A 21,299-nucleotide genomic window follows, 5' to 3' on the forward strand; every position below is an offset into this window, starting at 1 on the left:
GATGCATCCTCCGTTCCCGCCGCCCGGCCTCCGCACCGCCCGGCGCGGCCTCGCGCTCGGCCTGGTGGCGCTGCCGCTGTCCAGCCTGCTGGGGGCCTGCGCGGTGGGCGGGCCGCCGCTGCCGCCCCTGCGCCAGTACGAGCTGGGGCCGCTGCCCGCGGTGGCCACCCAGCCACAGGCGGGTGGCGTGGTGCTGGCCTCCTTGCAGGGACCCAGCTGGCTGTCCGGCCCCGAGATGGCCTACACGCTGGGTAGCGAGCGCCAGCGCCAGTTCTATCGCGATGCCCGCTGGGTGGCGCCGCCCGGCGAGCTGCTGGCGGAGCGGCTGCGCCAGCGGGTGGCGCGCAGTCCCGCCGGACCCCGGCTGCTGCTGCGCCTGCACCTGGAGGAATGCCTGCAGGTCTTCGCGACCCCAACGCGCAGCGAGTTGCTGCTGCGTCTGCGCGCCGAAGCGGGCGACGGCCGCGTGCGCGCCTTCGAGCGCCGTGTCCCGACGCCCAGCGCCGATGCGGCCGGAGGCGCCGCGGCGCTGACGCAGGCGGTGGACGGGGTGCTGGACGAGTTGCTGGTCTGGGCCGTCCCGGGCAACACCTGACACCGGACGCCGGGCCGCCCCGATTCAGCGTCCGGCGACGCGCTGGCTGGCGACGGGGAAGCGAGGGTCCCAGCGGCGCAGAAAGGCCTCGGCCATGCCCGACGCGGGCTGGAGGCGCTGGCCGATATAGAGCTCGCGGCGGCGTTCCGCGATCTGATTGCGCAGCCGGCTGGCCATCACCGCCAACGGGTCCAGCCCCTGCTTTTCGGCGCCGGTGATGGACTGCCACAGCTGGTGCATCGGGTGCGTCTGCAGCGCCGCCAGATGGGCCTGGACCACGCGCAGCCGGCCCTGCACCGCGCGCTCGGCCTGGCGCAGCCACTCCATCATCGCGTCGGCGTCCCCGCCGAGTACGCGCACGCGCGGTTCGCCGGCCCCCAGCAGCAGGGTTTCCAGCGTGGCGCGATCCCCTGCGCCATAGGCCTCGTTGACGAGGCGCATCTTGTGCTCACGGTCGGCGCGCTCGCGCTCGTTGGGGGCCAGGTCGGGATGCAGGCGCATCGCGGCGCGTCGGTACAAGGTCTTCAGCGAGGGCGGCCCCAACTCGACCAGCCCGCCCTCGGGTTCGGGGGGCAGCGGTGCGCCGGGGGGCAGTTGGCTGAGGCGCGGCAGCGGCGTGGCCTGCGGCGTGGCCGGAGGCTGGGACTGCACGCCGTTGCGCGCCAGCGCCTCGTGCAGGTAGCGCATCGCGCAATAGATCTGCGACTCCAGCGCGTCCAGCTCCATGGTCAGCGGGCTCAGCAGCGCCAGGTAGCGGTCGATGAAGCGCTGCAGCTCGCCATGCAGGCGGCCGAACTCCTGCTCCTGTTCGCTCAGGTAGCGACGCAGCTCGCCCAGCTGGGCACGGCGTCGTTCCAGTTCGCGCGGGGTCAGCGCCTGCGGGTTCATCGGAGGTGGGCGGGCCTTGTTGTCACGTCGCCGATTCTGGGGCCGGAGGCCGGGCTTTCAAATAGAAATGAGCCCGGAGGCCGGGCCCATTTTCACGCGCTGGGGTGCTTGCTTGATCCGCGGTTCTGCGCTTGCGGGGAACGCCGACACCCGGCGTGTGCGCGCTGCGCGCGGACGCCGGCCCGGGTTCAGGGTTGGGACGCGGCGGATGCGGCCTCCGCCGGCTGGGCGGCGGGCTCCAGGGCCGCCGACGCGGTCGGCGCGGGCTGGGTCACCGCGGTCGACGGCATGGCGGCCGCGGCGGGCGCCGGGGCGGGCAGGGGCAGCAGCGGCACGATCAGCAGCGCGACGATGTTGATGATCTTGATCAGCGGGTTGACCGCCGGGCCGGCCGTGTCCTTGTAGGGGTCGCCGACCGTGTCGCCGGTCACCGCGGCCTTGTGGGCGTCGCTGCCCTTGCCGCCGTGGTGGCCGTCCTCGATGTATTTCTTGGCGTTGTCCCAGGCGCCGCCGCCGGTGCACATGGAGATCGCGACGAACAGCCCGGTGACGATGGTGCCCATCAGCAGCCCGCCCAGCGCTTCCGGCCCCAGCAGCAGGCCGACCAGGATGGGCACGATCACCGGCAGCAGCGAGGGCACGATCATTTCCTTGATCGCGGCGGCGGTGAGCATGTCCACCGCACGGCCGTACTCGGGCTTGGCCTGGCCTTCCATGATGCCCTTGATCTCGCGGAACTGGCGCCGCACCTCCTCGACCACCGAGCCGGCCGCGCGGCCCACGGCCTCCATCGCCATCGCACCGAACAGGTAGGGGATCAGGCCGCCGATGAACAGGCCCACGATCACCATGTGGTTGGACAGGTCGAAGCTGACATGCATGCCGCGCGACTCCAGCGCGTGCGTGTAGTCGGCGAACAGCACCAGCGCGGCCAGGCCGGCCGAGCCGATCGCATAGCCCTTGGTGACGGCCTTGGTGGTGTTGCCCACCGCGTCCAGCGGGTCGGTGATGTCGCGCACGCTGTCGGGCAGCTCGGCCATCTCGGCGATGCCGCCGGCGTTGTCGGTGATGGGGCCGTAGGCGTCCAGCGCGACGATGATGCCGGCCATCGACAGCATCGAGGTCGCGGCGATCGCGATGCCGTACAGGCCCGCGAGCTTGTAGGCGACGACGATGGCGATGCAGACGAAGATCACCGGCCAGGCGGTGGAGCGCATGGACACGCCCAGGCCGGCGATGATGTTGGTGCCGTGGCCGGTGGTGGAGGCCTGCGCCACATGCTGCACGGGCTTGTAGTCGGTGCCGGTGTAGTACTCGGTGATCCACACCATAGCGGCGGTCAGCAGCAGGCCGACCACGCAGGCGTAGAACAGCGACATGGCCGAGATGCTCTGCCCGCCGGGCAGCGCGAGATCCTGCGGGAACAGCGCGCGCGTGACGAAGAAGAAGGCGATCAGCGACAGCACGCCGGCGACGATCAGCCCCTTGTACAGCGCCGGCATCACGTTCTTCATCTCCGGCGTGGCCTTGACGAAGCTGCAGCCGACGATGGACGCGATGATGGACACGCCGCCCAGCACCAGCGGATAGATCAGCGCGGCCATCGAGGCGCCGCCGAAGGTCAGCGCGCCCAGCGCCATGGTGGCGATCAGCGTCACCGCATAGGTCTCGAACAGGTCGGCGGCCATGCCGGCGCAGTCGCCGACGTTGTCGCCCACGTTGTCGGCGATCACCGCCGGGTTGCGCGGGTCATCCTCGGGGATGCCCGCTTCCACCTTGCCGACCAGATCGGCGCCGACGTCGGCGCCCTTGGTGAAGATGCCACCGCCCAGGCGCGCAAAGATGGAGATCAGCGAGGAGCCGAAGGCCAGGCCCAGCAGCGGCTTCAGCGTGGCGCTGTCGGCCGCCTGGCCGCCGCTGACCCACAGGAAGAACAGGCCCACGCCCAGCAGGCCCAGCCCGACCACCAGCATGCCGGTGATCGCGCCGCCCTTGAACGCGACATTGAGCGCCGGCACCATGCCTTGGGTGGCCGCCTGCGCGGTGCGCACATTGGCGCGCACCGAGACGTTCATGCCGATGAAGCCGCAGGCGCCCGACAGCAGCGCGCCGACGACGAAGCCGATGGCCGTGCGCAGGTCCAGGAAGAGCCCGATCAGCACCGCCAGCACCACGCCGGCCAGCGCGATGGTCTTGTACTGGCGGGCCAGGTAGGCGGCCGCACCCTGCTGGATGGCGGCGGCAATCTCCTGCATGCGGGCATTGCCCGCGCCCTGGCTCAGGATCCAGCTCCGTTGTATGAATCCGTACAGCACCGCGGCGAGGCCGCAGGCGAGCGCGAAATACAGCGCCATGGTCGTCGACATCTAGAAGTCTCCTATCTCGCTGATCGCTTGGGTGGAAGACGCCCTGTCTTGCGCCGATCCTGCACGCACGGTACTGCAACAGGTCGCGGGCCCATGCTAAGTGAGGCGGTCCCCCCTGGCATGAGCGTTTACCAGCGGACGCATCGCGCGTGCGCTCACCGGATCGCCTGTCGCGTCAGGCCGGGTTCAGCCGCGGCCCTAGAATCCGGGTTTCTCCTCGCTGTTGAAGAACCACCATGAGCCTGCACAACGTGACTCCGGGCAAGAAGGCCCCTGACGAATTCAACGTGATCATCGAGATCCCGATGAATGCCGACCCGATCAAGTACGAGGTCGACAAGGAAACCGGCGCCCTGTTCGTGGACCGTTTCATGACCACCGCGATGCACTATCCGTGCAACTACGGCTACATCCCGCAGACCCTGTCGGACGACGGCGACCCGGTGGACGTGCTGGTCGTGACGCCATTCCCGCTGACCCCCGGCGTGGTCGTGACCTGCCGTGCCATCGGCGTGCTGAAGATGGACGACGAAGCGGGCGGCGACGCCAAGCTGCTGGCCGTGCCCACCAACAAGATCCTGCCGATCTACGAGCAGTGGACCAAGCCCGAGGACATCAACCAGATGCGCCTGAAGGCCATCCAGCACTTCTTCGAGCACTACAAGGACCTGGAGCCGGGCAAGTGGGTCAAGGTCCAGGGCTGGGAAGGCCCCGAGGCCGCCAAGGCGGAAATCGTCGCCGGCATGGCCAACTACGCCAAGGCGCAGGCCTGAGCCTGATGCCTGTCGTCCAGGGTTGATCCTGGACCGCCACCGGCGGGACGCCGGTGGCCGCTCCCCGCGGCGGGGGCGGCGATGAACCTCTGCGGCTGCTCCCACGCGGCCGTCGCCCGAGTAGACCGGGGAAGGGCCCGCGGTCGGGCCTTCAGGGCTGGGGCTGCGGCGGCTCGCCCGGCTTGTCGGCCAGCACGTCGCGCGGCGCGCCGAACATGAAGCAGTCGATGAAGGTGAAGTACAGCGAGCCGTAGAAGGCCGCCGAGATCGCCAGGAACAGCGGCATGGCCAGCAGTGGCATCAGCCGTCCCAGGCCGAGCGCCGCGACGAGCAGCGACAGCGCGCTGCTTGCGACCATCAGCAAGGCCGCCCAGATCAGCGCCGACAGCGCGAACGCGCCCTTGTTGCGCCAGACCCCCAGCGTGCTGGAGAACAGCGCCTGCGCGGCCCCCTGGCCGCCCCAGTGCACCAGCGCCGGCGCATGCCAGAACGGGATGGACAGCAGCGCCGCGAGGCCGAAGCGGCTGAGCATGCCGGTGAGCAGCTTCGGGTTGGCCAGCGCGGCTTCGAGCGCCTTCTCGTCCACCTCCTGCTGGCTGAGCAGTTCCTGCATCGCGGCGAAGCTGCCGCCGTCCAGCCAGTTGCTCAGCATCATGATCAGCACGGTGCATAGCGCATAGGCCGAGCCCAGCATCAGCTGCGTGTTGCGCCGCTGCGGCGTGAGCTGCAGCGGCTGCGCGAAGATGGCCAGCGTGGGCGTCTGGTTCTGCAGCACCTGGTGGGTGGCCAGCATGAAGGCCAGCGACACCAGCGGCAGCGCCGCCAGCATCAGGAAGGGACCGACGAAGGGCAGGGCCACCACCAGCCCGCTGCACAGCAGGAAGGCGGCCATCAGGCCCATCAACGCCAGCGGTCGGCGCTGCAGCACCTTGAGTCCGTGGCGCACCCACAGCGCGCCATTGCGCGCCGGGACGCTTTGCAGGTGCAGCATCATGCCGCGCTCTCCATGGCGTGCCAGGGCTGGCGGATGCGCTCGCGCAGCACGCGTTCGAAATGGGTGGGATCGTGGGGTTTGAGCAGGCTGGCCTCGCGCGGCAGGTGGAAGTCCCACAGCCGGGAGATCCAGAACCGCAGTGCCGCGGCACGCAGCATGCCCGGCAGCAGGCGGTGCTCGGCGCCGCTGAGCGGGCGCTGCGCTTCATAGGCCTTCACCAGGGCTTGGGCGCGCGTCTCGTCCAGCCGGCCGCTGGCCAGGTCGATGCACCAGTCGTTCAGGCAGACGCAGAGGTCGAACAGCCAGGCGTCCACGCCAGCGAAGTAGAAGTCGAAAAAGCCAGTCAGGCGCTCGCGCCCGGGCAGGCTCTCGTCGACGTCGAACATCACGTTGTCGCGGAACAGGTCGGCATGGATGGGGCCGCGCGGCAGCTGAGCGGCGGCCGGGGCCATGGACTCCTGGAACGCCAATTCCTCGCGCAGCAAGCGGGCCTGCTCGGCGGCCAGATGCGGCAGCACCACCGGCACCGTCTCGCGCCACCAGGCCAGGCCGCGCAGGTTGTCCTGCTGCAGCGGGAAGTCCTGGCCGGCCAGGTGCATGCGCGCCAGCTGGGTGCCGACCTGCTCGCAGTGGAAGCGGTCCGGCGCCAGCTGATGGCTGCCGCGCAGCTTGTCGACCACGGCCGCGGGCTTGCCGGCCAGGCGGTGGAGGATGCGGCCGTCGCGGTCCGGCTGCGGTGCCGGCACGGGAATGCCGCGGTCGGCCAAGTGGCGCATCAGTTCCAGATAGAAGGGCAGCTGCTCGAAGCTCAGGCGTTCGAACAGCGTCAGCACGAACTCGCCGCGCGCGGTGGTGACGAAGTAGTTGGTGTTCTCGATGCCCGCGGTGATGCCCTTGAGGGACTGCAGCGGACCGAGATCCAGAACGTCCAGCAGTGCCTGGACCTGTGCGGGCGTGACGGTGGTGAAGACGGCCATGAAGACGGCGACGGGCCCGGCGCGGGGCTCAGAAATTGAACAGACGCCAGACGCGCTGGCCGGCGGTGCCGCGGCCTTCGCCGCTGCGCAGCGGCACATCGCGTCCGCCTTCGCCGGCCTGGATCTCATAGGCCGGCAGGCGGCTGTTCTTGGGGGTGACGGTGACCTGCTGGGTCTGGCCGCGCACGCGCAATTCCTCGACGCGCACCTGGTCGTCTTCCTGGATGAGGTGCTGGACCTTGGGCTCTGGCACTTCCTTGGCGGTCTGCGACTGGGCCGAGGCCCAGGCCGGAGCGGCCGCCAGCAGGAGCAGGGCGGCGGCGCGCAGGGCGGCGGTCTGAGGCATGTTCATGGTGGGGCCATTCTATGCGGCTCGCGGCCGGCTCCGCGCTGCCGCCAACTGACAGCCACAGGCGGCAGGCTTTGCAACAATGCGCCCCATGAGCAAACCCCTGATGCTGCTGGTCGACGGTTCCAGCTTTCTGTACCGCGCCTACCACGCCCTGCCTGATCTGCGCGGCCCGCAGGGCCAGCCCACCGGTGCGGTGCACGGCATGGTCGCGATGCTGCGCAAGCTGCGCGAGGACTGCGGCGCCGAGCATGCGGCCTGCGTCTTCGACGCCAAGGGCCCCACCTTCCGCGACGAGTGGTACCCCGAGTACAAGGCCCACCGTCCGCCCATGCCCGACGCGTTGCGCGAGCAGATCGCACCCATCCACGAGGTGGTGCGCCTGCTGGGCTGGCCCTTGCTGGAGGTGCCCGGCATCGAGGCCGACGACGTGATCGGCACGCTGGCCCGCGTCGCCGAAGCCAGCGGCCACCAGGTGCTGATCGCCACCGGCGACAAGGATCTGGCCCAGCTGGTGACGCCCGGCGTCTCGCTGATCAACACCATGAGCAAGCCGCCCGAGCGCCTGGACGAGGCCGGCGTGCTGGAGAAGTTCGGCGTGCCGCCGCAGCGCATCATCGACTACCTGACGCTGATGGGCGACACGGTGGACAACGTGCCCGGGGTCGAGAAGGTCGGCCCCAAGACGGCGGCCAAGTGGATCGCCGAGCATGGCTCTCTGGACGGCGTGATTGCCGCCGCCGGCCAGATCAAGGGCGTGGCCGGCGAGAACCTGCGCAAGGCGCTGGACTGGCTGCCCACCGGCCGCCGCCTGGTCACCGTCAAGCTGGACTGCGACCTGACCGGCCATGTGGCGGGCTGGCCGGGGCTGGACGAACTGGCCTTCCGTCCCGAGGACGACGCGGGCCTGCTGGACTACTACACGCGCAACGGCTTCAAGACCTGGAAGCGCGAGCTGGAGGGGCGGCTGGGCCTGGCGGACGCCGGTGCGGCCGCCGCGCCCAAGGCCGCCGCGCCGGCGCAGACGCCCGACCTGTTCGCCGACGCGGCCCCACCGCCCGCCCCGGTGGACAAGCAGTACGACACCGTGCTGGATTGGGCCGCCTTCGACACCTGGCTGGCGCGGCTGCAGGCCGCCGAGCTGGTGGCGCTGGACACCGAGACCGACTCGCTGGACCCCATGCAGGCGCGCATCGTCGGCTTGAGCTTCAGCGTCCGTCCCGGCGAGGCCTGCTACATCCCGCTGCGCCACGTCGGGCCGGATGCGCCGGACCAGTTGCCGCTCGCCGAGGTGCTGGCGCGGCTCAAGCCCTGGCTGGAGGACGCCTCGCGCGCCAAGCTGGGCCAGAACATCAAGTACGACACCCATGTGCTGGCCAACCACGGCATCCAGGTGCAGGGCTATGCGCATGACACCATGCTGCAGAGCTATGTGCTGGAGGCCCACCGCGGCCACAGCCTGGAGGCGTTGGCCGACCGGGTGCTGGGGCGCAAGGGCCTGAGCTACGAAGACCTGTGCGGCAAGGGCGCGCACCAGATTCCCTTCGCCCAGGTCGAGGTGGCCAAGGCCGCCGAGTATTCCTGCGAGGACTCGGAGATGTGCCTGCACGTGCACCAGACCCTGCTGCCGCGCATCCAGGCGGACGAGGGCCTGCGCTTCGTCTACGAGAAGATCGAGATGCCGGTGTCGCAGCTGCTGGCGCGCATCGAGCGCACCGGCGTGCTGATCGACGCGCAGCGGCTGCAGGCGCAGAGCCACGAGCTGGCGCAGCGCCTGGTGGCGGTGGAGCAGGAGGCCTATGCGATCGCCGGCCAGCCCTTCAACATCGGTTCGCCCAAGCAGATCGGCGAGATCTTCTTCAACCGCCTGGGGCTGCCCGTGGTCAAGCGCACCGCGACCGGCGCCCCGTCCACCGACGAGGAGGTGCTGGAGAAGCTGTCCGCTGACTTCCCGCTGCCGGCCAAGATCCTCGAATACCGGGCGCTGTCCAAGCTCAAGAGCACCTACACCGACAAGCTGCCGCTGATGGTGAACGCGCAGACCGGGCGCGTGCACACCACCTACTCGCAGGCGGTGGCGGTGACCGGGCGGCTGTCCAGCAACGAACCCAATCTGCAGAACATCCCCATCCGCACGGCCGAGGGGCGGCGCGTGCGCGAGGCCTTCGTCGCGCCACCGGGCTGCGTCATCGTCAGCGCGGACTATTCGCAGATCGAGCTGCGCATCATGGCCCACATCAGCGAGGACCCGGGCCTGCTGCGCGCCTTCCAGGAAGGGCAGGACGTGCACCGGGCGACCGCCTCCGAGGTCTTCGGCACGCCGCTGGACCAGGTCACGCCGGAGCAGCGCCGCTATGCCAAGACCATCAACTTTGGGCTGATCTACGGCATGGGCGCCTTCGGCCTGGCCCAGTCGCTGGGCATCGAGCAAAAGGCCGCCAAGGACTACATCGAACGGTATTTCACCCGCTTTGCCGGCGTGAAGCGCTACATGGACGAGACCCGGGCCAGCGCCAAGGCCAAGGGCTATGTGGAAACGGTGTTCGGCCGCCGGCTCTGGCTGCCCGAGATCAACTCCGGCAACGGCCCGCGCCGCAGCGGCGCCGAGCGCCAGGCCATCAACGCGCCCATGCAGGGCACGGCGGCCGACCTGATCAAGCTGGCGATGATCGCGGTGCAGGACGCGCTGGACCGCGAGGGCCGGCAGACCCGCATCGTGATGCAGGTGCACGACGAACTGGTGTTCGAGGTGCCCGCGGACGAGCTGGACTGGGTGAGGGCGCAGGTGCCGCGGCTGATGGCCTCGGTCGCCAGCCTCAAGGTGCCGCTGCTGGCCGAGGTGGGCGTGGGCGCCAATTGGGACGAGGCGCACTGAGCGACCCATGGGGGCGCCTGGGCCGACGTCGGCGTCGCGGGCGCGCCCGTCGGCGGGGTGTCTTCATGCACGGTTCAGGCCGGCTTGATTCAATCGCGCCATGAACATCTTGATACTGGAAGACGACCTGGACCTGGGCGATGGCATCCGTCTGGCGTTCGAGGCCCAGGGTTATCAGGTGAACTGGCTGCGCCGGCTGGGCGACGCGATGGCCAGCCTGAACCAGCAGCAGCCCGACCTGGTGGTGCTGGACCTGGGCCTGCCGGACGGCGACGGACATGAGCTGCTGGCCTGGATGCGCCGGCACGACTGCAGCGTGCCCTGCCTGATCCTGAGCGCGCGCGACGCGCTGTCCGAGCGCCTGCGCGGACTGGACGGCGGCGCGGACGACTTCCTGCTCAAGCCCTTCGCGCTCGCCGAGCTGCTGTCGCGCGTGCGCGCGCTGGCGCGGCGCAGCTATGGGCTGGAGGGCTCGGACCTCTGTCTGCGCGGCCTGCGCCTGAACGAGGCCGGCATGCGCGCCAGCGTGGATGGGCGGGTGCTGGACCTGTCGCCCAGCGAGTTCCGCCTGCTCGCCGCGCTGGTCAAGCGCGCCGACCGCGTGCTGACGCGGCGCTTCCTGGAGGACGATGTGCTCTCGGCCAGCGCCGCGGAGAGCAATGTGCTGGATGTGCACATGTCCAGCCTGCGCCGCAAGCTGGGCGAGGGCTATATCCGCACCATACGCGGCGTGGGCTATGTGATGGACCGGGAGCCGGGGCGCCGGGGCGCGCCGTGATGCGCTGGCTGCGCGAGACTTGGCAGCGCCTGGCCGAACCCTCGCTGCTGCGCCGGCTGCTGCTGGCGCAGCTGGCCCTGCTCAGCGTGGTCTGGGTGGCGCTGGTCGGTGGTCTGATCTGGCTGTCGCAGAGCGAGGATTCGGTGCGCTCCACCGTGCCGGCGCTGGAGGCGACGGTGTCGGCGGTGCAGGCGCTGGGTGACCAGCCCGAGGTGCTGCAGGAGGTGCTGTCCAAGATCGACGTCTGGAACCGCTTCGGCGACGGCGAGGAGGACGATCCCGCGCTGCGCACCGGCACCGTGGTTTGGGTCGCCGGCGAGCGCCGCTTCGCCACTGAGGGGCTCCCCGACGAGGCGCTGGTGCGCAGGCCGCCGGGCTTCTATCGCTTCCAGTCCGGCGGCACGAACTGGCTGATGCTGACCGAGCAGCGGCTGGCCAATGCGCGCGGCCACCCCGAGGCCACGGTGAGCTTCATCTACTCGGACGCCGCGATGGCGGCCCTGCGCGCGTTCAGCACCTCGCACGTGGCCTTGCTGCCGTTGCTGGTGAGCATGCCGCTGCTGGTGCTGCCGGCGTGGCTGTCGGTGCGCATGGCGTTGCGGCCCTGGCGTCGGCTCAGCGCGGAGGTCGCCCGCCGCGACGCGCAAGACCTGTCCCCGGTCAGCACGCCCACCCGCCAGCGTGAGCTGCGCCCGCTGGTGGATGCGCTGAACCGGCTGCTCGGCGAAGTGCGTGAGGCCCGCGAGCGCGAGCGCCGCTTCGTTGCCGACGCCGCGCACGAACTGCGCACGCCGCTGGCCGCGCTGCAGCTCTATGCGCAGTCCCTGCAGCCGCTGATCCGCGCGGGCAGCGGTGAGCGCGAGCTGGCCGGCATGCTGCGCACCAGCGAGCGCTCGGTGCGTCTGGTCAATCAGCTGCTCGCGCTGATGCGCAGCGAGACGCAGGTCGAGGTGGCGTCACAGCCGGTGGAGCTGGGCGCCCTGGCCCAGGGCGTGCTGGCCGAGGCCGCGGCGCTGGCCAGCCAGCGGCGCGTGGTGCTCGACCTGGAGGCCGAGCCGGGGCTGTGGCTGGACGGCGAACCCGACGGGCTCAATTCGCTGTTCACCAACCTGGTCGACAACGCGATCAAGTACAGCCCGGAGAGCGGCCTGGTGCGCCTGCGCCTGTGGCGCGAGCGGGGCGAACTGCATGCCGAGCTGTGCGACCAGGGGCCGGGCATCGCGCCCCAGTGGCGCGACGCGGTGCTGCAGCGCTTCACGCGTGTGCCCGACCAGGCGCAGAGCGGCAGCGGCCTGGGGCTGGCCATCGTGGCCACGGTGCTGGCTCGGCATCGCGGACGCCTGGCGCTGGACGACGCGCCCGGCGGCGGCCTGCGCGTGCAGCTGATCTTTCCGGCCGCGCCGCGGCCGGCCTGAGCGCGCTCTCGGGTAGCATGCGCGCCCATGAACTGGCCCTATGAGCTGCAAATCGGCTGGCGCTACACCCGCGCCGGTCGCGGCGGGCGGCGCAACCGCTTCATCTCCTTCATTTCCGGCGTGTCCATGCTGGGCATCGCGCTGGGCGTGGCGGCGCTGATCATCGTGCTGTCGGTGATGAACGGCTTCCAGAAGGAGGTGCGCGACCGCATGCTGTCGGTGATCGCCCATGTCGAGCTGAGCAGCTACAGCGGCGAGGCGCTGCCCGATTGGTCCGCGCTGGCCCAGCAGGCGCGCCGCAACCCGGCGGTGGTCGGCGCCGCGCCCTTCGTGGCCTCCCAGGTGCTGGTGGCGCGCGGCGAGGACATGCGCGGCGCCATCGTGCGCGGCATCGACCCGGCGCGCGAGCCCGAGCTGACGCCACTGGCCAAGCAACTGGCGGGCGAGGGCCTGCTCGCACGGCTGCAACCGGGGCAGTGGAACATCATCCTGGGCCTGGAGCTGGCGCGCCAGCTGGGCGTGCAGGTGGGCGACAGCATCTCCGTCGTCGCGCCCTCGGGCCAGGTCACGCCGGCGGGCGTGCTGCCGCGCATCAAGTCCTTCAGGCTGGTGGGCGTCTTCCATGCCGGCCACTACGAGTACGACAGCGGCCTGGCCCTGGTCCACGTGGACGACGCGGCCGCGCTGTTCCGCACCGGCGGTCCCACCGGGGTGCAGCTGAAGCTGGCGGACGTGCACGAGGCGCGTCGCGTCGGCGACGAGCTGGCGCGCCAGCTCGGGCCGGACATCCGCGTGCGCGACTGGACGCGCACCAATGCCAACTGGTACGACGCGGTGCAGGTCGAGAAGCGCATGATGGGCATCATCCTGACTCTGATCGTCGCGGTCGCGGCCTTCAATCTGGTGTCGACCCTGGTGATGACGGTGACCGACAAGCAGGCCGACATCGCCATCCTGCGCACTCTGGGCGCGAGCCCGCGTTCGGTGATGGGCATCTTCATGATGCAGGGCGCCACCGCCGGCGTGATCGGCACGGCGGCCGGCGTGGGGCTGGGCCTGCTGGTGGCCTACAACTTGGACGTGATCGTGCCGGCGATCGAGCGGCTGCTGAACACCCAGTTCCTGCCCGCCAGCATGTATCTGATCAGTCACATGCCCAGCGACCCCCAGGCCGCGGACATCGTGCCCATCACCATCACCTCGCTGGTGCTGGCCTTCGTGGCCACGCTGTATCCCAGCTGGCGCGCCAGCCGCGTCCAACCGGCCCAGGCGCTGCGCTATGAATGAGTCCGCGATGAACGACACGCCGGTGCTGCAGGGGCTGGGGCTGTCCAAGCGCTTCCAGGAAGGGACGCTGGATGTCCAGGTCTTCCAGGGCCTGGACCTGACCGTGGGAGCGGGCCAGACCCTGGCCGTGCTGGGCGCCTCGGGCTCGGGCAAGAGCACGCTGCTGCACATCCTGGGTGGGCTGGACCTGCCCAGCGCCGGTCGCGTGCTGCTGAAGGGCCAGGACCTGGCCGCGCTGGGCGAAGCCGAGCGCGGCCGCTGGCGCAACCAGCACCTGGGCTTTGTCTACCAGTTCCATCACCTGCTGCCGGAGTTCAGTGCGCTGGACAACGTCGCGATGCCGCTGCGCATCCGTCGCATGCCCCAGGCCCAGGCGCACGAGCAGGCGGCTGCGATGCTGGCCCGCGTGGGCCTGGGCGCGCGCGTGAAGCACCGGCCCGGCGAACTCTCCGGCGGCGAGCGTCAGCGCGTGGCCATCGCGCGCGCGCTGGTCACGCGGCCGGCCTGCGTGCTGGCCGACGAACCCACCGGCAACCTGGACCGCGGCACCGCCAACGCGGTGTTCGACCTGATGCTGGAGATGGCGAGGGAGCAGGGCACTGCCTTTGTGCTGGTCACCCACGACCAGGACCTGGCCGCGCGCTGCGAGCTGCAGCGCCGCATCGAAGGGGGCCGGCTGCGGGACTGAAGTAGCATGCGTCCCATCATGAATGCGACGCAGTCTTCCCGTTTCATCCTCAAGCTCAGCTGCCCGGACCGGGCCGGCATCGTCCACGCCGTGACCGGCGTGCTGCTGGAGCAGGGCGCCAACATCCTCACCTCGGCCCAGCACGGCGACGCCGACCACCAGCGCTTCTTCATGCGCATCGAGTTCGACTGCGGCCAGCCGCGCGAGGTCAGCGCGCTGCGCGAGGCCTTCGCGCCGCTGGCACAGCGCCTGGACATGGACTGGACCCTGGTGGACGCGACGCGCAAGACGCGCGTGCTGTTGATGGTCTCCAAGCTGGGGCACTGCCTGAACGACCTGCTGTTCCGCGTCCGCACCCAGCACCTGGCGATCGAGATTCCTGCCATCGTCTCCAACCACCGCGACTTCTACCAGCTGGCCGCCTCGCACGACATTCCCTTCCACCACCTGCCGCTGCTCAACGCCAGCGAGGCGCAGAAGGCTGCGCAGGAGGCGCGCATCCGCGAACTGATCGCCGAGCAGCAGATCGACCTGGTGGTGCTGGCGCGCTACATGCAGATCCTCTCGCCCGCGCTGTGCCGCGAGCTGCAGGGCCGGGTGATCAACATCCACCACAGCTTCCTGCCCAGCTTCAAGGGCGCGCGCCCCTACCACCAGGCCCACGAGCGCGGCGTCAAGCTGATCGGCGCCACCGCGCACTACGTGACCTCGGACCTGGACGAGGGGCCCATCATCGAGCAGGACGTGGCCCGCATCGACCACAGCATGACGCCGGACCAGTTGGTGGCCATGGGCCGCGACGTCGAGTGCGTGACGCTGGCGCGCGCGATCCAGTGGCATGCCGAGCATCGGGTGCTGCTCAACGGGCATCGCACCGTGGTCTTCCGCTGACGCCGGGGCCGCGCGGCATGTGGATCGATACCCACTGCCATCTGGACGCGGCCGAGTTCGACGCCGACCGCGAGGCGGTGGTGGCGCGCGCGCGCGCCGCCAGCGTCACGCAACTGGTGCTGCCGGCGGTGGAGGTGGGCAACTTCGGCGCGGTGCGCGAGCTGGCGCACCGCCATGGCCTTGCCTATGCGCTGGGCATCCACCCGCTGTACGTGATGCGCGCCGGCGAGCAAGACCTGACCCTGCTGGACGAGGCGCTGCAGCGCCACCGCGACGACGAGCGCCTGGTGGCCGTGGGCGAAATCGGATTGGATTTCTTCGTGCCCGGGCTGGATGCGCAGCGCCAGCAGCATTTCTACCGAGCCCAGCTCGGGCTGGCGCGCCGCCATGGGCTGCCGGTGCTGCTGCATGTGCGGCGCAGCGCGGACCAGTTGCTGGCCGGGCTGCGCAGGGCCGAGGGCGTGACGGGCATCGCCCATGCCTTCAACGGCAGCGACGAGCAGGCCCGCCGCTTCGTCGAAATGGGCTTCCGGCTGGGCTTCGGCGGTACGCTGACGTTCGATCGCTCGCTGCAGATCCGCCGGCTGGCGGCCGGATTGCCGGAGTCGGCGCTGGTGCTGGAAACGGATGCGCCGGACATCCCGCCACACTGGCTGTACAAGACGGCGGCGCAGCGCTCCGCCGGCGAGCGCGCGCGCAACGAGCCCGGCGAGCTGCCACGCATCGGCGCCGAGCTGGCGCGCCTGCGCGGCTGGACGCCGGAGCTGGCCGCGCGCATCACCTCGGCCAATGCGCGCGCGGCGCTGCCCAAACTGGCCGCCCTGGAAACCTGAACCATGACGAATGAACGACTGCAGGGGCTGGCGCCGGTCTGGCAGCCCGAGTCGCGCCTGCTGGTGCTGGGGAGCTTTCCCGGCGAGGCCTCGCTGCGCGCGGGCCAGTATTACGGTCATCCGCGCAATCAGTTCTGGCGCCTGCTCGGCACGCTCTGGGGGCAGGACCTGGCGGCGATGGACTACGAGCGGCGCATCGAATGGGTGCGGCTCAAGGGGCTGGCCATCTGGGACGTCTATGCCAGCTGCGAACGCGAGGGCAGCCTGGACAGCGCGATCCGCGAGCCGCAGCTCAATCCGCTGCCGGAGCTGGTCGCGCGCATGCCGCGCCTGCGTGCCATCGCCCACAATGGCGGCGAATCCGCGCGCGCCATGCGCATCACCGGCCGGCTGGGGCTGCCGGTCGTGCGCCTGCCCTCGACCAGCCCGGCCAACGCCTCCTGGAGCTTCGAGCGCAAGCTGGACGCCTGGCGTCAACTGTTTGAACAAGTGGAACTGATTTGAGTCAACGAGCCAAGACCGCGAAGCCCGGCCGCATCGACTGCGTGCCGGCAACGCTGAGCGAATTCGACGGCGTGCGCTTTCTGCACCTGGATTCCATCTGGGTGCAGGGCGCCATGCGCATACGCAAGCCGCAGCAGCTGGAGCTGGAATACATCCAGCGCATGATGGCCTGGATGCTGTGGCGCGACACCCGCACGCTGGGGCAGGGGCATGCCGTGCAACTGGGGCTGGGAGCGGCGGCGCTGACGCGCTTCAGCCACACGCGGCTGAAGATGAAGACCACCGCGGTGGAGCTGAACCCCAGCGTGATCTCGGCCTGCCGCAACTGGTTCCACCTGCCGGCCGACGACGAACGGCTCACCGTGCTGCACGAGGATGCCGGCGCCTGGGTGGCCGACGCCGCGAACTGGGGCGAGGTGGACGTGCTCAACGTGGACCTCTACGACCACGAGGCCGCCGGCCCGGTGCTGGACGACGAGGAGTTCTACCAGCACTGCCGCGCGGTGCTCGCCGATGGCGGCCTGATGACGGTGAACCTGTTCGGGCGCAGCGCCAGCTTCGCACGCAGCGCCTCGCGCATCGCGCGGGCTTTCGGTTCCGACCAGGTCTGGCACCTGGCGCCGACGCGGGAGGGCAACACCGTGGTCGTCGCCGCCCGCGGCGTGACCGTGCCCGACCGCGAGGAACTGGAGCGGCGTGCGGCTAACATCGAATCGCGCTTCGATCTTCCGGCGCGCAAGTGGCTGCGCCTGGTGCGGCCGCTGCCCATCAGCATCATCAACCAGATCCGCGATTGACGGCGGAGCCGGTGGCGTCAGACCGCGAAGCGACAGAAGGGTCAGTTCAGTGAGCGCGAACATCACAAGCGGCGCCCGTGGCGCCGCGCCGGGACGGACAGAACACAGGCTGGAATGGCGCACCCTGCTGCAATGGCTGCTCGCCGACGGTCTGATCGACGACGAACAGTGCAGGCAGACCGAGGCGCGCTTCGCCGCTGGCGATAGCAGCATGCATGCGCTGGTGCGCCTGGCTCGCGCGGGGCTCATGCGGGCTGACAATGGCAAGCCGCTGGACATGGAAGGCCTCACCGAATGGCTGGCCGGGCGGGTCAAGTTGCCCTATCTGCGCATCGACCCGCTGAAGGTCGACGTGGGCCGCGTCGCCGACATCATGTCCGCCGGCTATGCCGAGGCGCGGCGCAGCCTGCCGGTGCAGGTGGGCTTGACCGAGGTCACGATCGCCACGGCGGAACCGTTGGACACCGATTGGGTGGCGCAGATCGAGTCCCATACGCGCAAGGCGGTCAAGCTGGTGGTGGCCAGCCCGCTCGACATCGCGCGCTACACGACCGAGTTCTACACGCTGGCTCGCTCGGTGCGCGCAGCGGTGAAGACCGGTGAGCTGACCCAGCCGGCCAGCTTCGAGCAACTGGTGGAGCTGGGGCGCAGCAACAAGCAACTGGATGCCAACGACCAGGGCGTGGTGCAGGTGGTGGACTGGCTGTGGCAGTACGCCTTCGACCAGCGCGCCAGTGACATTCACCTGGAGCCGCGACGGGAGATGGGGCTGATCCGCTTCCGCATCGATGGCGTGCTGCACACGGTCTACCAGCTGCCGCCCGCGGTGCTCAGCGCGATGACCTCGCGCATCAAGCTGCTCGGGCGCATGGACGTGGTGGAACGGCGCCGGCCGCTGGACGGCCGCATCAAGACGCGCAACCCCGCCGGCGAGGAGGTGGAAATGCGCCTGTCCACGCTGCCCACGGCCTTCGGCGAGAAGATGGTGATGCGTATCTTCGACCCCGACACCGCGGTGAAGGAGCTCGCGCAACTGGGCTTCTCGGCCCACGACGCCGAGCGCTGGAACCGGCTGACGGCGCAGACGCACGGCATCATCCTTGTCACCGGCCCGACCGGCAGCGGCAAGACCTCGACGCTGTACTCCACGCTGCGCCGGCTGGCCACCGACGAGGTGAACGTCTGCACGGTGGAAGACCCGATCGAAATGATTGAGCCGGCCTTCAACCAGACCCAGGTCCAGGCCTCGCTGGACTTCGGCTTTGCCGAGGGGCTGCGCGCGCTGATGCGCCAGGACCCGGACATCATCATGGTCGGCGAGATCCGCGATCTGGAAACGGCCGAGATGGCGATCCAGGCCGCGCTCACCGGTCACTTGGTGTTCTCGACCCTGCACACCAACGATTCGGCCTCGGCGATCACACGCTTGATGGACCTGGGCGTGCCACCCTACCTGATCCACGCCACCGTGATCGGCGTGCTGGCGCAGCGCCTGGTGCGCACGCTGTGCCCGCATTGCAAGACCCCCGATCCCGAGGTCACGCGCGACAGCCTCAACGACATGCTCAAGCCCTGGCGGCTCAGCGGTGGCGTCAAACCCTACCGCCCGGTGGGTTGCCTGGACTGTCGCCATACCGGTTACCGGGGACGCTCGGGCCTGTTCGAGCTGCTTGTCCTGAGCGAGCCGGTCCGCCAGCATCTGCATCCGCGTACCGACATCGACGCCTTGCGTCGCCAGGCGCTGCAGGAAGGCCTGAGGCCGCTGCGCATGGCGGGCGCGATGAAGATCGCCGAAGGCCTGACCACGCTGGAGGAAGTGCTGCGCAGCACGCCGGCCTGGGAGCATTGAGGTCGCGCGCCGGGGACAGTGAGCCCATTGGCGCAGGCTACGTGGAAACCCACAACGGGGGCTGCGTTGGCGCTCCCTAGAATCCGCGCCATCCAAGACTAAAAGAGGTCCCATCCATGAAGATCAAGAGCCAGCGCGATTTCTGGTCCGGGCTGCTGTTTATCGTCGTCGGTGCCGCGTTCGCTTGGGGGGCGACCGAGTACAGCTTTGGGTCGTCGGCCAAGCCGGGGCCGGGCTACTTTCCTTTCGGTCTGGGGGTGCTCCTGTCCGTGCTCGGTGCTCTGGTGCTGTTCGGCGCACTGACCATCGAAGCCCGCGACGGCGACCCCGTCGGGCCCTTCGCCTGGCGGCCGCTGCTGGTCGTCGTCGGATCCATCGTGCTGTTCGGTGCACTGCTGCCACGCCTGGGGCTGGTGGTGGCCCTGCCGGCGCTGATCATCGTGGCCGCGCTGGCCAGCGATGAGTTCCATTGGAAGGATGCCTTGATCAGCAGCGTGGTGCTGACCCTGGCGAGCTGGGGCATCTTCGTCTGGGGGCTCAAGCTGAGCCTGCCGATGTGGCCGACCGTTGCGCTGGGCTGAAGGAGCCGTCATGGAATTGCTGAACAACCTGCTGCTGGGCTTCCAGACCGCGCTCACGGGACAGAACCTGCTGTACGCCTTCGGCGGCGCGGTGTTGGGCACGCTGATCGGCGTGCTGCCCGGGCTGGGCCCCGTCGCGACGATCGCGATGCTGCTGCCGTCCATCTATTCGCTGGACGCCACGCCGGCGCTGATCATGCTCGCCGGCATCTACTACGGCGCCCAGTACGGCGGCTCCACAACCGCCATCCTGATCAACGTGCCCGGCGAATCGTCCTCCGTGGTCACCGCGATCGACGGCTACCAGATGGCGCGCCAGGGGCGGGCCGGCGCCGCGCTGGCTGCGGCCGGGCTGGGGTCCTTCTTCGCGGGCTGCGTGGGCACGGTGGTGATCGCCGCATTTGCGCCGCCGCTGACCGAACTGGCCTTCAAGTTCGGCTCGGCCGAGTACTTTTCGTTGATGGTGCTGGGTCTGGTGGGCGCCGTCGTGCTGGCCTCGGGCAGTCTGATCAAGGCGATTGCGATGATCGTGCTGGGCTTGCTGCTGGGCCAGATCAACACCGACGTGATCTCCGGCACCCCGCGCTTTTCGTTTGACATCCCCGAGCTGACCGATGGCATCAACTTCGTCGTCATCGCGATGGGCATCTTCGGCTTCGGCGAGATCATCGCCAACCTCGGGCAGCCCGCGGAGCACCGGGAGGTGTTCACCAAGGACGTGAAGGGCCTGTGGCCAACGAAGGAAGACTTCCACGAGGCCTGGCCCTCGGTGGTGCGCGGCACCGCGCTGGGCTCGGTGCTGGGAGTGCTGCCGGGCGGTGGTGCCTTGCTCGCCTCCTTCGCGGCCTACACGCTGGAAAAGAAGGTGGTGCGCAACCCCCGCCATCCCTTCGGCAAGGGCGCCATCCAGGGCGTGGCCGGCCCCGAGTCGGCCAACAACGCCGGGGCGCAGACCAGCTTCATCCCCATGCTGACCCTGGGCATACCGCCCAATGCGGTGATGGCGCTGATGGTGGGCGCGATGACCATCAAGGGCATCCAGCCTGGCCCCCAGGTCATGACCAGCAATCCGGAGCTCTTCTGGGGCCTGATCGCATCGATGTGGATTGGCAACCTGATGCTGGTCGTGCTGAATCTGCCGCTGATCGGCATCTGGATCAAGCTGCTGAGCGTGCCCTACCGCTTCCTGTTCCCGGCCATCGTGGTGTTCTGCTGCATAGGCACCTATACGCTCAACAACAACAGCTTCGACGTGTATGTGACGGCCGCGTTCGCGGTGGTGGGCTACCTCTTCTACAAGCTGAGCTGCGAGCCCGCGCCATTGCTGCTGGGCTTCATCCTGGGACCCATGATGGAGGAGCATCTGCGCCGTGCGCTGCTGCTGTCGCGCGGGGACTGGAGCACCTTCGTGAACCGCCCGCTGTCGGCGGGCTTACTGGCCGCCGCCGCCTTGATGGTGGTGGTCGTGCTGCTGCCCGCGATCCGCAGCAAGCGCGAGGAAGCCTTCCAAGAAGACTGAACCGCCCCGGCACCGCCCCAAAGCCTCCCGCGCCGCACGCAGGCGCGGGAGGCTTGTTTTTTGATGGAAGCTGTTGCGTGCTTCTGAAACTGTGCTACAGTCACTGTCTTCGCTGATCACTGCCACGCAAAACAAGCCGGCACGATCAACGAAGCGACCGCAAGCGGTGTGCAGTCTGAATAAGAAATGCGCGCTGCAGGTTCGATCCCAAGCCGGGGTTGGCGGGCTGGATATTCAAGTGGTAATGCCGATTTGAATGTCCCGACAAATTGAAAACGAAAGTTTGAAAATTTGTTGAAAAATAGCTTGACGACTTCTGAAGTTTGAGACAGAATCTCGG

General features: G+C 69.5%; 20 protein-coding genes. 14 read left to right on the forward strand and 6 right to left on the reverse strand.

Features of this window, described 5'->3' with window-relative positions; genetic code table 11:
- Position 1 precedes the first annotated feature (1 nt).
- Positions 2–595, forward strand: a complete 594-nt coding sequence (locus LZ017_RS11250) for an ABC-type transport auxiliary lipoprotein family protein (RefSeq protein ID WP_241396910.1) — start codon at positions 2–4, stop codon at positions 593–595.
- Between the two features lie 24 nt (positions 596–619).
- Here the strand turns inward: LZ017_RS11250 and LZ017_RS11255 are convergent, their stop codons facing one another.
- Together LZ017_RS11255 and LZ017_RS11260 are read right to left on the reverse strand one after the other, a co-directional pair.
- Positions 620–1,483 carry a hypothetical protein gene (locus LZ017_RS11255; protein ID WP_241396911.1) on the reverse strand — a complete coding sequence of 288 codons (864 nt, stop codon included), beginning with the start codon at positions 1,481–1,483 and terminating at the stop codon, positions 620–622.
- 188 nt (positions 1,484–1,671) lie between these two features.
- Positions 1,672–3,849, reverse strand: coding sequence for a sodium-translocating pyrophosphatase (locus LZ017_RS11260; protein WP_241396912.1), 2,178 nt, complete (start codon positions 3,847–3,849; stop codon positions 1,672–1,674).
- Between the two features lie 236 nt (positions 3,850–4,085).
- Between LZ017_RS11260 and ppa the strand changes: the two genes are divergently transcribed.
- Positions 4,086–4,622, forward strand: coding sequence for an inorganic diphosphatase (gene ppa / locus LZ017_RS11265; RefSeq protein WP_241396913.1), 537 nt, complete (start codon positions 4,086–4,088; stop codon positions 4,620–4,622).
- A 151-nt stretch (positions 4,623–4,773) separates the two neighbouring features.
- On the opposite strand, the gene LZ017_RS11270 is transcribed toward ppa, so the two are convergent.
- From LZ017_RS11270 to LZ017_RS11280, 3 genes are read right to left on the reverse strand one after another with little or no spacing between them, the layout of a single operon-like run.
- Positions 4,774–5,616 carry a BPSS1780 family membrane protein gene (locus tag LZ017_RS11270; protein WP_241396914.1) on the reverse strand — a complete coding sequence of 281 codons (843 nt, stop codon included), beginning with the start codon at positions 5,614–5,616 and terminating at the stop codon, positions 4,774–4,776.
- Positions 5,613–6,593: a homoserine kinase gene (locus tag LZ017_RS11275; protein WP_241396915.1), complete on the reverse strand. Its 981-nt coding sequence runs from the start codon at positions 6,591–6,593 to the stop codon at positions 5,613–5,615. The genes LZ017_RS11270 and LZ017_RS11275 overlap by 4 nt, the downstream gene beginning before the upstream one ends.
- 28 nt (positions 6,594–6,621) lie before the next feature.
- Positions 6,622–6,945: a hypothetical protein gene (locus LZ017_RS11280; RefSeq protein WP_241396916.1), complete on the reverse strand. Its 324-nt coding sequence runs from the start codon at positions 6,943–6,945 to the stop codon at positions 6,622–6,624.
- 88 nt (positions 6,946–7,033) lie between these two features.
- Here LZ017_RS11280 and polA point away from each other — a divergent pair, with 88 nt between their 5' ends.
- From polA to LZ017_RS11340, 12 genes are all read left to right on the forward strand, one after another.
- A complete protein-coding gene (gene polA, locus LZ017_RS11285) occupies positions 7,034–9,817 on the forward strand; it encodes a DNA polymerase I (RefSeq protein ID WP_241396917.1) in 2,784 nt (927 codons plus the stop codon).
- Positions 9,818–9,917: 100 nt separating this feature from the next.
- Complete coding sequence (locus LZ017_RS11290; RefSeq protein WP_241396918.1) at positions 9,918–10,595, forward strand: response regulator; 678 nt, start codon at positions 9,918–9,920, stop codon at positions 10,593–10,595.
- On the forward strand, positions 10,595–12,010 hold the full coding sequence (locus tag LZ017_RS11295; RefSeq protein ID WP_241396919.1) for a cell wall metabolism sensor histidine kinase WalK: 1,416 nt from the start codon (positions 10,595–10,597) through the stop codon (positions 12,008–12,010). The genes LZ017_RS11290 and LZ017_RS11295 overlap by 1 nt, the downstream gene beginning before the upstream one ends.
- A 27-nt stretch (positions 12,011–12,037) precedes the next feature.
- Entirely contained in the window at positions 12,038–13,297 is a 1,260-nt protein-coding gene (locus tag LZ017_RS11300) for a lipoprotein-releasing ABC transporter permease subunit (protein WP_241396920.1), read from the forward strand.
- The gene (locus LZ017_RS11305; RefSeq protein WP_241396921.1) at positions 13,290–13,985 is read left to right on the forward strand and encodes an ABC transporter ATP-binding protein; all 696 of its coding nucleotides are present in this window, start codon (positions 13,290–13,292) and stop codon (positions 13,983–13,985) included. The genes LZ017_RS11300 and LZ017_RS11305 overlap by 8 nt, the downstream gene beginning before the upstream one ends.
- A gap of 18 nt (positions 13,986–14,003) precedes the next feature.
- Positions 14,004–14,876 carry a formyltetrahydrofolate deformylase gene (gene purU, locus LZ017_RS11310; protein ID WP_241396922.1) on the forward strand — a complete coding sequence of 291 codons (873 nt, stop codon included), beginning with the start codon at positions 14,004–14,006 and terminating at the stop codon, positions 14,874–14,876.
- Between the two features lie 17 nt (positions 14,877–14,893).
- A complete protein-coding gene (locus LZ017_RS11315; RefSeq protein WP_241396923.1) occupies positions 14,894–15,709 on the forward strand; it encodes a TatD family hydrolase in 816 nt (271 codons plus the stop codon).
- A 3-nt stretch (positions 15,710–15,712) separates the two neighbouring features.
- Positions 15,713–16,213 carry a DNA-deoxyinosine glycosylase gene (locus LZ017_RS11320; RefSeq protein WP_241396924.1) on the forward strand — a complete coding sequence of 167 codons (501 nt, stop codon included), beginning with the start codon at positions 15,713–15,715 and terminating at the stop codon, positions 16,211–16,213.
- Positions 16,210–17,010 carry a fused MFS/spermidine synthase gene (locus LZ017_RS11325; protein ID WP_241396925.1) on the forward strand — a complete coding sequence of 267 codons (801 nt, stop codon included), beginning with the start codon at positions 16,210–16,212 and terminating at the stop codon, positions 17,008–17,010. Before LZ017_RS11320 ends, LZ017_RS11325 begins: the two co-directional genes overlap by 4 nt.
- A gap of 49 nt (positions 17,011–17,059) precedes the next feature.
- Complete coding sequence (locus tag LZ017_RS11330; RefSeq protein ID WP_241396926.1) at positions 17,060–18,859, forward strand: GspE/PulE family protein; 1,800 nt, start codon at positions 17,060–17,062, stop codon at positions 18,857–18,859.
- A gap of 116 nt (positions 18,860–18,975) precedes the next feature.
- Positions 18,976–19,440, forward strand: a complete 465-nt coding sequence (locus LZ017_RS11335; RefSeq protein ID WP_241396927.1) for a tripartite tricarboxylate transporter TctB family protein — start codon at positions 18,976–18,978, stop codon at positions 19,438–19,440.
- A 10-nt stretch (positions 19,441–19,450) separates the two neighbouring features.
- Positions 19,451–20,959 carry a tripartite tricarboxylate transporter permease gene (locus LZ017_RS11340; RefSeq protein WP_241396928.1) on the forward strand — a complete coding sequence of 503 codons (1,509 nt, stop codon included), beginning with the start codon at positions 19,451–19,453 and terminating at the stop codon, positions 20,957–20,959.
- 116 nt (positions 20,960–21,075) lie between these two features.
- Here the strand turns inward: LZ017_RS11340 and LZ017_RS11345 are convergent.
- The coding region (locus LZ017_RS11345; protein ID WP_241396929.1) for a hypothetical protein at positions 21,076–21,299 on the reverse strand (224 nt) is incomplete at its 5' end.

This window comes from Pelomonas sp. CA6 (assembly GCF_022549225.1).
GTDB lineage: Bacteria > Pseudomonadota > Gammaproteobacteria > Burkholderiales > Burkholderiaceae_C > Roseateles.

Bases quoted from the DNA above. Each gene is read 5' to 3' on its own strand.
- LZ017_RS11250 (WP_241396910.1), top strand. From the start codon at position 2: ATGCATCCTCCGTTCCCGCCGCCCGGCCTCCGCACCGCCCGGCGCGGC.
- LZ017_RS11255 (WP_241396911.1), bottom strand. From the start codon at position 1,483: ATGAACCCGCAGGCGCTGACCCCGCGCGAACTGGAACGACGCCGTGCC.
- LZ017_RS11260 (WP_241396912.1), bottom strand. From the start codon at position 3,849: ATGTCGACGACCATGGCGCTGTATTTCGCGCTCGCCTGCGGCCTCGCC.
- ppa (WP_241396913.1), top strand. From the start codon at position 4,086: ATGAGCCTGCACAACGTGACTCCGGGCAAGAAGGCCCCTGACGAATTC.
- LZ017_RS11270 (WP_241396914.1), bottom strand. From the start codon at position 5,616: ATGATGCTGCACCTGCAAAGCGTCCCGGCGCGCAATGGCGCGCTGTGG.
- LZ017_RS11275 (WP_241396915.1), bottom strand. From the start codon at position 6,593: ATGGCCGTCTTCACCACCGTCACGCCCGCACAGGTCCAGGCACTGCTG.
- LZ017_RS11280 (WP_241396916.1), bottom strand. From the start codon at position 6,945: ATGAACATGCCTCAGACCGCCGCCCTGCGCGCCGCCGCCCTGCTCCTG.
- polA (WP_241396917.1), top strand. From the start codon at position 7,034: ATGAGCAAACCCCTGATGCTGCTGGTCGACGGTTCCAGCTTTCTGTAC.
- LZ017_RS11290 (WP_241396918.1), top strand. From the start codon at position 9,918: ATGAACATCTTGATACTGGAAGACGACCTGGACCTGGGCGATGGCATC.
- LZ017_RS11295 (WP_241396919.1), top strand. From the start codon at position 10,595: ATGCGCTGGCTGCGCGAGACTTGGCAGCGCCTGGCCGAACCCTCGCTG.
- LZ017_RS11300 (WP_241396920.1), top strand. From the start codon at position 12,038: ATGAACTGGCCCTATGAGCTGCAAATCGGCTGGCGCTACACCCGCGCC.
- LZ017_RS11305 (WP_241396921.1), top strand. From the start codon at position 13,290: ATGAATGAGTCCGCGATGAACGACACGCCGGTGCTGCAGGGGCTGGGG.
- purU (WP_241396922.1), top strand. From the start codon at position 14,004: ATGAATGCGACGCAGTCTTCCCGTTTCATCCTCAAGCTCAGCTGCCCG.
- LZ017_RS11315 (WP_241396923.1), top strand. From the start codon at position 14,894: ATGTGGATCGATACCCACTGCCATCTGGACGCGGCCGAGTTCGACGCC.
- LZ017_RS11320 (WP_241396924.1), top strand. From the start codon at position 15,713: ATGACGAATGAACGACTGCAGGGGCTGGCGCCGGTCTGGCAGCCCGAG.
- LZ017_RS11335 (WP_241396927.1), top strand. From the start codon at position 18,976: ATGAAGATCAAGAGCCAGCGCGATTTCTGGTCCGGGCTGCTGTTTATC.
- LZ017_RS11340 (WP_241396928.1), top strand. From the start codon at position 19,451: ATGGAATTGCTGAACAACCTGCTGCTGGGCTTCCAGACCGCGCTCACG.